Source organism: Methylobacter sp. Wu1 (assembly GCF_036553575.1).
Lineage (GTDB): Bacteria > Pseudomonadota > Gammaproteobacteria > Methylococcales > Methylomonadaceae > Methylobacter.
Genome location: NZ_JAZHOC010000076.1, coordinates 21209 through 33753, shown reverse-complemented (window position 1 = coordinate 33753; position 12545 = coordinate 21209). Strand labels below are relative to the sequence as shown.

The 12545-nt window shown below is 55.9% G+C and carries 8 protein-coding genes; 3 read left to right on the top strand and 5 right to left on the bottom strand.

From position 1 onward, the window contains the following. The first annotated feature begins 6 nt into the window (after positions 1-6). From V2P20_RS17710 to V2P20_RS17700, 3 genes are read left to right on the top strand one after another with little or no spacing between them, the layout of a single operon-like run. The gene (locus V2P20_RS17710) at positions 7-1023 is read left to right on the top strand and encodes an ABC transporter permease (RefSeq protein WP_331820646.1); all 1017 of its coding nucleotides are present in this window, start codon (positions 7-9) and stop codon (positions 1021-1023) included. Positions 1024-1036: 13 nt separating this feature from the next. Next, a complete protein-coding gene (locus V2P20_RS17705; RefSeq protein WP_331820644.1) occupies positions 1037-2788 on the top strand; it encodes an ABC transporter ATP-binding protein in 1752 nt (583 codons plus the stop codon). 12 nt (positions 2789-2800) lie between these two features. Then, the gene (locus tag V2P20_RS17700) at positions 2801-4054 is read left to right on the top strand and encodes an alginate export family protein (RefSeq protein ID WP_331820642.1); all 1254 of its coding nucleotides are present in this window, start codon (positions 2801-2803) and stop codon (positions 4052-4054) included. A gap of 434 nt (positions 4055-4488) precedes the next feature. Here V2P20_RS17700 and V2P20_RS17695 read toward each other — a convergent pair whose 3' ends face one another. From V2P20_RS17695 to V2P20_RS17675, 5 genes are all read right to left on the bottom strand, one after another. After that, positions 4489-6090 (bottom strand): hypothetical protein, encoded by a 1602-nt coding sequence (locus V2P20_RS17695; protein ID WP_331820640.1) that lies wholly within the window; start codon positions 6088-6090, stop codon positions 4489-4491. 507 nt (positions 6091-6597) lie between these two features. Then, entirely contained in the window at positions 6598-7410 is an 813-nt protein-coding gene (gene bstC / locus V2P20_RS17690) for a sterol transporter outer membrane protein BstC (RefSeq protein WP_331820638.1), read from the bottom strand. Positions 7411-7414: 4 nt separating this feature from the next. Continuing rightward, complete coding sequence (gene bstB / locus V2P20_RS17685; protein WP_331820636.1) at positions 7415-8251, bottom strand: sterol transporter periplasmic substrate-binding protein BstB; 837 nt, start codon at positions 8249-8251, stop codon at positions 7415-7417. Then, positions 8251-10965, bottom strand: a complete 2715-nt coding sequence (gene bstA, locus V2P20_RS17680) for a sterol transporter cytoplasmic membrane protein BstA (protein ID WP_331820634.1) — start codon at positions 10963-10965, stop codon at positions 8251-8253. The genes bstB and bstA overlap by 1 nt, the downstream gene beginning before the upstream one ends. Before the next feature lie 185 nt (positions 10966-11150). Continuing rightward, a complete protein-coding gene (locus V2P20_RS17675; RefSeq protein WP_331820632.1) occupies positions 11151-12545 on the bottom strand; it encodes an FAD-dependent oxidoreductase in 1395 nt (464 codons plus the stop codon).

Sequence of the window (12545 nt, the reverse complement as noted above, 5' to 3'; positions counted from 1 at the left end):
TATCCTGTGAGCAATAAACTGATCCATTTTTTCAACCTGACCGGCCTGACCTGGTTCATCCCGTTCATCAAAATAGCGGCCGGCGAAAATCCCGCGCGCCAGGTCCGCGAGCTCTGGCTGATAGCGGGCGTGCCGATCATAGCCTTTATCCTGTTCCTGGGCCTTTGGAGTTTCTCGGCCTCCAGGGTCAACACCAGCCTGGGCGCCATTCCGGGCCCTGTCGCTGTCTGGCAGGAAATAGGCGGACTGGCGGCGGCGCATTATGCGGAACGGCAGAAAGAAGCCGCCTTTTATCAGCGCCAGCAGGCCCGCAATGAAAAGCTGCTGGCCGAAAATCCGGACGCGCCCGTCAAGATGCGGGCTTATACCGGCAAACCCACCTATCTGGACCAGATCTTCACCAGTCTAGGCACCGTTTTCACGGGTTTTGTAATCGCCACCCTGGCGGCCATACCGCTCGGCATTTTATGCGGCATGAGCCCGATCTTCAACACGGCGCTGAACCCGCTCATCCAGATCTTCAAGCCGGTATCGCCGCTGGCCTGGCTGCCTATCGTGACGCTGATCGTCAGCTCCGTTTATGTCACGACGGACGATTCCTGGTTTGAAAAATCCTTCCTGACCTCGGCGATCACGGTCACGCTGTGCTCGCTATGGCCCACGCTGATCAACACGGCGGTCGGCGTCTCGTCCGTCGACCAGGACCTGATCAACGTCGGCAAAGTCCTGCGCCTGGACTGGCGCACGCAGATCCGGAAAATCATTCTGCCGTCCGCCCTGCCCTACATCTTCACCGGCATGCGGCTGTCGCTGAGCGTGGGCTGGATGGTGCTCATTGCCGCCGAAATGCTGGCGCAAAATCCTGGGCTTGGAAAATTCGTCTGGGATGAGTTCCAGAACGGCAGTTCCAACTCGCTCAGCCGGATCATGGTGGCTGTTTTTACGATCGGCATTATCGGCTTCATGCTCGATCGCATCATGCAGTCGTTCCAGAAAGTATTTTCTTTCGGCCAAACACGCTAACCGGGAGGCTGACATGTCCGCGATCAAATTAAAAATTGTTGCCAATGAACCCGCCCTCCAATCGCCCGCTCCATGCAATGACGCGCTGGCGCCGCTGCTGGAATTGAAACAGGTTTGCAAGTCCTACGGCACAGGCAAGGATAAAGTTTCGGTCCTGAAGAATATCAATCTCGATATCAAGGCCGGCGAGTTTATCGCCATCGTCGGCTTTTCCGGCAGCGGCAAGACTACGCTGGTATCGACGATAGCCGGCCTGATCGAAGCCGACAGCGGCGATGTACTGAAACGGGGCCAGCCTATCAAGGCGCCGGGGCCGGACCGCGGCGTCGTGTTTCAAAATTATTCATTGATGCCGTGGCTGACGGTTTTCGAAAACGTGGCTCTGGCGGTCGACCAGATTTTTAAGGACTGGCCCTTGGCACAGCGCCGCGCGCATACCGAAAAATATGTGCGCATGGTCAATCTGGGCGCTGCCATGGATAAAAAACCGGCTGAGCTGTCGGGCGGCATGCGCCAGCGCGTCAATGTCGCCCGGGCTCTGGCCGCCAATCCCGACATTCTGTTGCTGGATGAGCCGCTCAGCGCCCTGGATGCGCTGACGCGCGGACTGCTGCAGGACGAAATCCTGCAAATCTGGGAGCAGGACAAGAAAACCGTGATCCTGATCACCAATGACGTCGACGAAGCCATTTACATGGCCGACCGCGTCATCCCACTTAATCCCGGCCCCGACGCCACGTTCGGGCCGGATTTCATCATCGACATCGAGCGCCCCAGAGACCGGACGGCCTTGAACCATAATGAGCGATTCAAGAAACTGCGCGCCGAGATCACGCAGTACCTGATGGCTGTCGGTATGAAAAAAAACCTGGACGCAGGCCGGGACAGCATCAGACTGCCTGACGTGCGGCCCAATACCCGCCACGACTGGCATCCGGACAATCCGGCCTTAAAAACCGGCCCCGGCAATTCAAGCCGGCCGCGCTATCTGGAGTTTTCCCAACTGTCGAAAACCTACCCGACGCCCGACGGCAACGGCACCGTCAAGGTCGTGGACGGCTTCGATATGAAAGTCAAAAAAGGCGAATTCATCTCGATCATCGGCCATTCGGGCTGCGGCAAGTCGACCGTGCTGTCGATGACGGCCGGTTTGAACAACGTCTCGGAAGGCGTCATCATCCTCGACAATAAAGAAATAGACGGCGCCGGCCCGGACCGCGGGGTGGTGTTCCAGTCGCCCAGCCTGTTCCTATGGCTGACCGCCTTTGAAAATGTCGCGCTGGGGGTCGACAAAGTCTATCCGCACGCCTCAAAAGCCGAACGTAGCGATATCGTCGAATACTATCTGACCCGCGTCGGCCTCGGCGATTCGCTTCATAAAAAAGCCGCCGATCTGTCCAACGGCATGCGCCAGCGGGTGGGCATCGCGCGCGCTTTCGCCCTGTCGCCCAAGCTGCTGTTGCTGGATGAACCCTTCGGTATGCTGGACTCCCTGACGCGCTGGGAATTGCAGGAAGTTCTGATGGAAGTCTGGGAGCGCACGCAGGTAACGGCGCTCATGGTGACGCATGATGTCGACGAGGCCATTCTGCTGGCGGACCGCGTGGTCATGATGACCAATGGCCCACAGGCCCGGATCGGCAAAATTGAGGCTATCGACCTGCCCCGTCCGCGCACCCGCAAAGCCCTGCTCGAGCATGCCGATTACTATCAGTACCGCGAGAGCATCCTGTCATTTCTGGCCGAATGCGATCACACGCACTGACAAGGAGGTTTTATGCGGCGAAAACTATCATCCGGTTGCCTCTCGTCCACCTTGTTGGCGTTGTCCGCAGCCGCCGGCCCGGCCCCGGCTGCCGGCCTGACCGAGTCGATTGAAGAGGCGCTTAGCTTCAATAGTCACGGCAAAAACGGCGCGCTGAAGCTTGACCTGAATTACCGCTATGAAAACGTCAATCAGGATAAAGGACCGGGCAACCCGAAAACGGCCAATGCCAATACCGTGCGTTTAAGGCTGGGCTTGCTTTCGCCCGTTTTCCATGGCCTGCAAGGTTATGCCGAATACGAAGGCAACTATGTGCTGCAGAGCGATTACAACAACGGGCTGGGCAACAAGCCCGAGTTCACAACCGTCGCCGATCCCGATGCCAGCGAACTCAATCAACTCTGGATCAGTTACGCCGGCATTCCCGGCACGCTTATCAAGAGCGGCCGCCAGCGCATCAAGCTCGACGATGACCGTTTTATCGGCAACGTCGGCTGGCGCCAGCTCGAAACAACCTATGACTCGGTATTGATCACGCACCACAGTCAGGCCCTGCCCGGATTGACCGTCAACGCCGGCTATATCGGTAATGTCAACACGGCCACGAGTACGACCGAGAATATCAATGCCCCGATACTGAACATCAACTATAAAGTCGGCAATTACGGCAACCTGATCGGTTACGGCTACTGGCTGGGTTACACGGAGCCGGAGAACTATGCCAAGTCGAACCAGACTTATGGCCTGCGCTTCGATGGCAAGTCTAAGATCAATGACCAGCTGACCGCGCTTTATACGGCCGAATGGAGTTTGCAAAGAGACTATCGGCACGGCCCGGCCGACTACCAGGCCGACCGCATCAATCTGATGGGCGGCCTGAATGCCTTCAACCTGATTACCGTTCGCGGCGCCATGGAACAGCTGAACGGCTATGGCGCCAACAAACGCTTCATTACGCCGCTGGGCACCAACCATGTCTTTCAGGGCTGGGCGGATCAATTCTTCGTCACGCCCAATGACGGCGTGCGCGATGTGTTCGCCACCGTGAGCGCCGTCCTGGACCACGGCAGTCTGACACTAACCGGCGTATTCCATGATTTCCACGACGACACCGGTCGGGTTCATTACGGCAAGGAATGGGATTTCATGGCGGTCAAGACATTCGGCAAGCATTATGCGTTAATGGCTAAATACGCTTATTACGATGCCGATCAGTTTGCAACCGATACCCAGAAAATCTGGATGCAGGTTAATGTCAATTTTTAATTGGAGTTCGACTGGATCGCCTGGCCTAAGCGCTCAGGCAGGGTCTACGCTGCTTGCTGAATACAAAAAGCCAGTTATCCACAAAATCTGTGGATAAACTTGTCACCAACTCACACTAATGATGGATAAGCTTTTGTAAATTATAGAGTTTAGTTAAATTGTCCAAAAAATGGCCAGAGGGTGAATCAGCATTTAATATTTTTCCGCTTTCGATATCCAACCTGCGGCTGGACGGAGCATATTGCTCCGTCCATAACGTTTGGCGTTGGTTAAGCGTAGCTTCTGAGCTCAAACATTGCAGAAACATTAAGGATGGGGGTACTACACCATCCCGCTTCAGGGATCATTTTCATCCCCACGAATGCCTGAACTTTTTCAAGCATTCGGGCTATGTTTCTGACTAAAAAATAAAGACTCCAGTTCAGCGCCTCCTATCAGCAGGAGTTCGGCGTGACTTTGATCACAAACGTCACATCGAATGCGCCGCGGTGGTCTCGCACCGACCAAGACCGTGCTATTCCCGGCACCGGTACGAGAAGAGTGGCACCCTTGATGCCCGCGGGCATCAGTGCTGCGATAATGCTCTCGCTTGTGTTACCGCAGATCTTCAGGGTTTTCGTGGCCTGACGCGCAACGGTTGCGCGCGCGGAGCTGGTAAAGTCGCTGCGGAATACCACGAACGGCACGTTTGATGGTGCGTTTCTCCCCGGTGTTGCCGAGATCTCAACCAGGTGTCGCCGGGCCGCGCCGCGTTCGCAAGGGGTACCCGGAATATGGGGCGTGTTTATCCCTGTGTCTGTTCCGACCCATGTTGCCAACAGGCGACTAGGAGCCACAAAGGTCGGGTCCATAACTCGAGAGAGATGCAAGAGCCGGCACCATTCATGCCGAGTCTGGAGCCTGGCGTGATGCCGGGCGTCAAACCAATCACCTCCCCCGCCGCCATCAAGGTTCAAGTACCCCGCTCCGTCAAAAGTACGCTTGCTCGTGCCCGCGCTGCGCTTATCTCCATGACGCAGGCAGACGTTGTCGGGACTATCGATGTCGCAGTTGCCTCCAACGGGCGGGCACAGCTGATCACCTGGATGGCGGGGCGCCGCCGAAGTCATCAGGCCGCGAAACTGCCGCCCATCGGCAATGGTGCCGGACGAGCCGACCACGGTCCTGTCGGCAATAGAACCGTCCTCCGATGCTGCAAAAATCCGCCTATCCTGGACGATAGGCACCGCAGACGAGACGCGGCCGTTGGCGTCGGCAGGCAGGCGTACACTGACACCTGCTGGAGGATCGCCTTCGATGACCACAACGTCATCGAACAGGATCGAATATGGCGCTGGCAGTACCCATAAGCCTAGGCTTGAATCGAAAAGGCGGCCACGGATCCCCAGTCCTTGAGGCGGCGTGGGGATCCAGTTCGAATGTGAATAGAAATCCTGGACGCCATGCAAGATATGGCCGAACAGACGGGCAGCTCGATTGGGATCTGCTGCCTGCGGTTCGCGCAAGGCCTCTACCACTTGCCTGTATCTTGCGTTGATGTAGGTGGCGCTATCGCGGAAGCGGCAGTTCTGTGCGTGACGTTCGGCAAGATCCGCCGCATCGCCCTCGTCCTCGTCGAGGTTGCCCGCGACGATCGCATTGAGAATACCGGAGGTCATGAATGGAAACGCGTTCCGCGTGATCCGCTCGTGAATCTCCGAAAAAAGGCCGTCAGTGCCAAAAGCCAACGCCGGCCGTGTAGTCGCGATGATCGTTACAGTGAGAAACGCACTGCAAAGAGCGGCAAGCACCAGCCAGCGTAACGCTCGTTTAAATTTTGAGCCCATTCCCTTCCTTCTGTTCCTCGTGAACAGGTCCCAGAACCCGTGCGTGACCTTATAGCCTTTCTCCTCGAGGTCGGCTTGAAGATTCTGGACCTTCTGCCCGAGCGATTCAGTGAGTTGATGGGAGTTATTCGACCCGTTACTTGAGTGGCTCATCGCAGGTGCGGAAACAATCATTTCAATGAGCACAAACCAAAGCAGGCGTAATCTCATAAGTCCTCCTCGACCATGATGGTTGAAGTGAAATGGAGCGCGGTGAGAAGCGCTTGCGTTATTGACATGAACAAGCGTTTGACAAGATCAGGTCTTGCATCAGCATAATTTTATGCTGCCATGATCGGCTTGTTGCAAGACGTGACCTATTTGTTCCGCTTTCGTTCCGCGAGCATAGATGGGATCACTTTTTAACTAACCCGAATCAATAAGCTGAGGAGAGTTCTTGTACCCTCTCGCGATTTTTCTGCGGCTGGACGGGGCATATTGCCCCGTCCGTAACATTTGGCGTTGATTAAGCGTAGCTTTTGAGTTCAATCATTGCAGAAACGTTAGGGACGGGGTTACAAACCCCGTCTCGCTTCGTTATCGCTTATAGTCGGAATGATTTTAATGCGTAACCACTGATTGGAAGGCTGATTTGGCTCGTGCTGAAACAATCAACGTCCGATAGAGTTGAGGCTAATTTTATATATTGCCGGATCAAGTCCAGATTTCTACAGCTAATCACCGACGCGACAATTCAGCCTCTCCAAGCTCCTGTGCAAACAGGGCAAATTCCTTTTGCCAAGGGGCTTTGTTGTAGCCCCAATTGCCTTCTGCCAACAGCTTCTCGCCCAACGCCAATTCGGCTTTTACCCGGCTCAGGTTAGCCTCATCGTCCTCTTCCCAAAGCGCCTGGGCATAAAACAAATGATTAATCGGATGCCCCGGATGCTCCTTGACCGCCTTTTCCAGCAGTTCCAGCGCCTTGTCGAGATCGCCTATCCCGCCGGGCCAGGGCGGGGCTTTGAGATAAAGCGCTCCCAAAAGCCGCAACGGCCCGCCATCGTCGATGTCCGGGCTCAAGGCCAGCGCCTGTTTCATCTCGCGTTCCAGCCGGCCGAGATTTTCCATGGCCAGCGTGATGTGTTCGCGCACCGCAAGGCCAAGGTTGGCCGCCAGATAGTAATGCACTGCCCCGTCTTGGCCGCCCCCTTGCGCCAAGGCCGTTTCGGCAAAACCCACGCCCTCGGCGGCGAACTTTTCGCGTTTTTCCTGGTTTGCTTCGCGTTCGGCCAGATGCAAACATAGCCGGCTGCCCAGCGCGGTGCGGCGCACTGCCGGATCCTGAGTGCCTCGCAGGACATTCACTGCACAGAGCAAGGTATGGGTATCGCTCAAAGGGCCAAGTTGATTTTGTTCGGCTAACAGCGCGGCAGCGTTCTGGACGGGGCAGCCGGAAAGCGGCTCTGTCCGGATATGTTCGCGCTGAAGTCCGACGCAGCCGACCATGAGCGACAGCATCGAAACGATAGGAAAAAGTCGTGTTTTGCGCAAAGCCTTATTTCTCCTCAGTCCACAGCTTGACCATAGGCTCGAACACGGCCGGGTCCACGTTGACGAAAGACTCCACCCCGAACAGTTCGCATAGTTTTTTACCTTCGGCGTCAGTACACATCCCTTCCAGCGCCTTGCCGAAGCGGGCGCGTTCTTCCGCAGTCGTGATAGCGCTGTTGGCCACTACGCCCATCAGCGGGATTTCTCCGGATTCGAAGACCGCTTCAAGCGGTTTCTCCAGATGAAGCGAGTCCAGTCCACCGAATTGCTGCTCGTTCAAAATGACGGCATCCAGCTCCCCTTTGTCCAAAGCGCGCAACGCACGGATGGCCTGATTGGACGGCTTCAGGACAAAGAAACGGGCGGGGTCGTATTTCCCCGCAAAAACGATCCTGCCGATGAAAGCCGGTTCTTCCAATACCGTGCCACCCAGGGTTTTGCCTTTCAGCTCATCCAGGCTCTTGTACTTGTCCTTCTGGACCATTACCCGATAACGCTCGCTGGTGCGGCCTTTGATCCTGGGCTGGACCACCGGCACCAGGTTGTGCGGGTTGCGCAATTCCAAATAGAGGCCCAAGGACGTGATTGCGAACTTGGGATTTTTTTCGGCCATCTGCTTTCTGCATTCGTCTGGCTTGGTAATGAAGACGCTGTTGAAACTGTTCGCTTGCCACTGGCCCACGCGTTCCACCACACGCAGCATGGAATTCATCGCGCCGTTGGCATCTTTGGCATTGACCGCTCCGCCGGGATAGCACACTACAATCATTTCGGGATTGGGTGCGGCGCCCACGGCAATGGGCGCCAACAGGCTGGCGATGATTAGGCAGATTTTTCGCATTATGGTTTTCTCTTGGAATCGATTAATTGTCCGATGGCCGGAGCCACGATAAGGGTTGCGGTCAGGCAGCACAACAGCCCGATGGTGATGCTTTGCCCTAAGGATGACACGCCCCGGTAGCTGGCCAAAGTGATGGCGCCCAGGCCGGCCAACTCGGTGCCGGCGGCCAGTCCGATCACCTTGCCGGCAGCCAGGCTGACTTGCAAAGGCGTGCAGTCCTTCAATTCGCCCCAGCGGTAACTGAACCAGACGCCGTAATCCACCGCCAGCGCAATCACCAGAGGCAAGGCGACGATGTTGGCGTAATTGTAGCGAATGTCGCCCAGGGCCATCAGCCCCAGCATCCAGCCGCCGCCGATCAGCAAAGGCAAGGTCGCCAGCGCGAAGCCCCGCACGCTGCGCGTCGCCGCCATGACCCAGAGCAGGCACAGCGCCAGGGCCAATTGCGTGCCGTGGGTGAAACTTTCCACCACCGATTTGGCAAGCGCCTGATGCGTGGTCGGGAAGCCGGTCGCTGCCGGCGAGACGCTGTAGACGTCTTTGATCAGCGCATCGAGGTTGTCGGGATCATACACGGTTTTTGCCGGAAAAGCGTAGACTGCGATGCCGCCGTCAGCGCCAAAGAAGCGCTCGCGCAGAGTGAGCGGCAACTGCGCCGGCGTGAGGGGCTTGGCCTGCCGCCAGCCGTCGATAACCTTGAGCCCGAAATTTGCATCGGACAGCAAGGCGCGCAAGAAGCTCTCGCTGCGCACTCGGCCCTGTTCGCTATCCGCCGCGAGTTTGGCCGAGATGGCCGCAAGCTGCTCGCGCACGTTTTCCAGGCTTTCGACCAAGTTGGCATGCCCGGCGGAGAATGCCTGCTCCTGCGCTTCGTCGATGGTGGCGCTGCTGTTTTCCAGCACCGCCCGCATCAACTCGAATGATTTTGCGGACAAGCCCTCCCGGTCGAGTTCGGCGACCTGCTCGATGGAGTTGTTCCGGGCAAACGATTCCCCGATACTCACGGCCTTGCGGAGGCGTTCATCGGCATCCGCAGGAAACAGGCCGGCCAGCGACTGTACCTGGGCGATCGTCTTGAGCCTGCCCGCCTCGTCGGCGATCCGTCGCGCCTCCGCCATATTTCGGGCGGTGAAAATGATGACTTCGGACTGGTAGTCGCTTTCCGCCACCATGCGGCGCTGGTAATAGGCGGCCTGGGAATCTTTGGGCAGCATGGCCAGCACGTTGTAGTCGAACGGGATGGCAAGCCCTTTTACGCCGCCGATGACAGCAAAGCCCAAGGCCAGCAGGACGAGAACCACGGCAACGGGTTTAGGGAACGCACCGCTGTGTTTCCCTTTTTTTGCCGGAGCTGGCGGTGTGTCTAACGAGGGAATATCTCTCAGCTTGGGCGGAAACAAGGCGTAAAGCGCGGGCTGGACCATCCAGGTGCTGATCAGGATCATCAGCACGCCTTTGGCCGCCACCACGCCCAGTTCGGCAAAACCGGGAAAATCAACCGTGGCCAAGGCGCTGAAAATCAGCAGTGAGGCGCCGCCCGCCGTCAATACCGCTATAAAGGATGAACCGATGCCGGCTCCGATGGCTTCAATCAGCGGTTTGCCTGCGCGGCGCTCCTCGGCGATGCGCGAGGAGGTGAAGATGCCGTAGTCAGCTCCCAGGCCGAACAGGATGGCGATGAAGGCGGCGGTAATCATGGTCAGGTGACCGACGGTAACCAGGGCCAGCCCCAAGCTCCACAGCACACCGAGCCCCATAGGGATGAAAATCAGCACGGCCCAGCGCATACTGCGGACTACCCACAAGATCAATGCGGCGATCAGGCCAGCGGAGGTAAATATCACCAAAGTGATATCTTTGCGGATGTTGACGTATTCCTCGTACTCGATGGCCGGCAGTCCGGTCAGGCCCACGGCGGGCGGCGTGCGGCCGGCGGCTTTGACTTGCCCGGTCAAGTCCGCCGAAACCTGTTTGACCTTGTCGACGAAAGGGCCGAGGCTGCTAAAATCTTCGGAATGGCTTTTCGGATGGACGAATAAAAACAGCATCCGCCCATCGCGCGATGCAAAATAGCCATCGGCCATGCCCCCTGCCCCGCTTTTGGCCAGCAGCCGGTTCCAGTCCAGACCGGCGGGCGCTGTCTCCGAGTCCAGCCAGCGCCGCCACTCTTCCAGAAAAAACGTCGTCAGGTTCAGGCTTGCTTCGGCGCTTTGCAGATCGATGTCTGTCCCTGCCAGCGCCGCAGGGTCTTTGCTCCAGCTCAGCGCTTTGCGCAGGTTTTCTTCCATTCCCCCTTTGCCCAAGGCGGGCTGTTTTGCCAACGCCGCAAGCTTGTCCAGTCCCTCGGCCGGCATCAGCAAGTAGGCGGGGTCCAGAAAAAACTTCATGTCGAGACGGGATGTCGCCTGGTCTATCTCGGGCTCCGCCTGAAGCTTGGCGGATAGCTTGTCGGCAAAAGCTTCCAGATCGCTGCGGGGAGCACCCTCCAGGACAACGATCAGATCCGAGGCGGCGCCGAAATTTTTCAAAAAATCGTTAAAGCGCTTAGCCACGGCCGTATCCTGCGGAAGCAATGCCTGCCGTGAAGTATGGACCGGAAGCTGCGCCGCCGCCCAGCCGGCCAGAATCGATAACACCAAGGCCAATCCCAGGACCCGCTTGGGATTTCTGGCAAAACTCTCCGCGATCTTGGCGGCGCGCTGGTTGATTTTCATAGGCAGATGATTCTGTTAGTCAATTCGCGGAAACAGCGAGTCAGGTTAGCGCAAAGGTCAATGGTGCTTGTAACGAGTGTTATGCCCGCTCTTTTCATCTCAATCCCAGGCAACACCTCTCAGGATTTTACTAAAAGCAGTTTATGGTTTTAGCCGACAATTTTTTCCGTGAATACCATGATTACTTAAAGCCCTTGAATTTTTGTGCCATACCCGAGATAAGCAAGGGGTTTTATTTTTGAGAGATAGCGATAAAAAAATGTTACTACCAAAAGCTCGTTTTTTATCAAGGGATTAATGATGATAAACGCATCCGAAAGAAGTTTTATCGCCTTAGGTATATTCGAAATGCCCTGATGCACTAAATTGCCGGCGCCGAACACGGTCAAAAGACAGAATTGTTTTATCAAAGAACAATGGTTCCTGTTCAAGCCGGCCAAAATAGCAATCGATTCCTGCGCATTAGCGCCGCCGCGCTGCAGATATTTGAATACGGCCGTTTTAAGCAGATCATTGGACATCACGGCATATAGCGCGTTGGCAAGAATATTGAGATTGGCATTGGCGCTCTGCCTGTCACGGTAATAGGCTTCGATTTTTTCATGAATCAGATCGGTATTATTAAAATCGGGCATCGTCAATAAATGGGCGCTCAATATCTGGATATCCGAAAATACCGCTGTCAATCCGCCGCCCGTCAAGGGATGACGCATATTCAGCGCGTCCCCCAGCATCACTGCGCCTTTCCTCGTTATGGGCCTTGCCGCCATGTAATGATTGGGCATGACCTTAAATCCCCCTTCCTGCAAGGCTTGCGCATAGCTGTTAAACATGCATTCGGGAATATAAGGCGTCACGTTGGCCTCCAAATGCTCCTGGAGCAAAAACTTTTTGGGTAGCTGTTCGCCTGGAAAATCGATTAATAGCCTGATTTCATTATTGGAAATCGGATAACAAATAAAAGGCGTCGGCCCGGATAAAAACACATGCCCATGTTTCGGCACAGGCATTTCACAGTCTTTTAAAATCAGGCCGATGAAATAAGACGTTACGGTTTTTTTATTATTGCTGAGGTGTTCTCTGAAATTTGAAAAGAAGCCGTCGCAGGTAATGGTCAAAGGTGCATAAATGGACTTTACCTGGGACGTAAGCGATTCCCGGAAACTGACGCCGACAATTTCATGTTTTTCATTTTCCAGGAGCTGCAAGGCCTTGCCATGAATTTGCGTAACCGACTCATTTTGCAACGCGGAAGCTCTGATTTGCTGTAAAAATTTGCCGTTATGCAGACCCATTCCCTTAAATTGCTCGGGATAAGGAATGGTTATTTTTTCATCTCTTTGCAGCAGCGCATAACCGTCAACCGGTTGCGCTTCAAAGCCATCCAGTAAACTCCCAAGCCCCATTTGCTCAAGCGACGACACGGCTCCAGGCTGCAACAATTCGCCGACGATGCGCTTTTTCTCCTTGAAGCTATGATCGATCAACGCGATCTTGATGCCTTTGGGGGCAAGATGGGCAGCGATAGTGGCGCCCGCCATGCCTGCGCCGATAATGCAAATGTCGAATTCTGATTTCAT

Bases quoted from the DNA above. Each gene is read 5' to 3' on its own strand.
- V2P20_RS17705 (WP_331820644.1), top strand. From the start codon at position 1,037: ATGTCCGCGATCAAATTAAAAATTGTTGCCAATGAACCCGCCCTCCAA.
- bstB (WP_331820636.1), bottom strand. From the start codon at position 8,251: ATGCGAAAAATCTGCCTAATCATCGCCAGCCTGTTGGCGCCCATTGCC.
- bstA (WP_331820634.1), bottom strand. From the start codon at position 10,965: ATGAAAATCAACCAGCGCGCCGCCAAGATCGCGGAGAGTTTTGCCAGA.
- V2P20_RS17675 (WP_331820632.1), bottom strand. From the start codon at position 12,545: ATGAAATCAGAATTCGACATTTGCATTATCGGCGCAGGCATGGCGGGC.
- V2P20_RS17700 (WP_331820642.1), top strand. From the start codon at position 2,801: ATGCGGCGAAAACTATCATCCGGTTGCCTCTCGTCCACCTTGTTGGCG.
- V2P20_RS17695 (WP_331820640.1), bottom strand. From the start codon at position 6,090: ATGAGATTACGCCTGCTTTGGTTTGTGCTCATTGAAATGATTGTTTCC.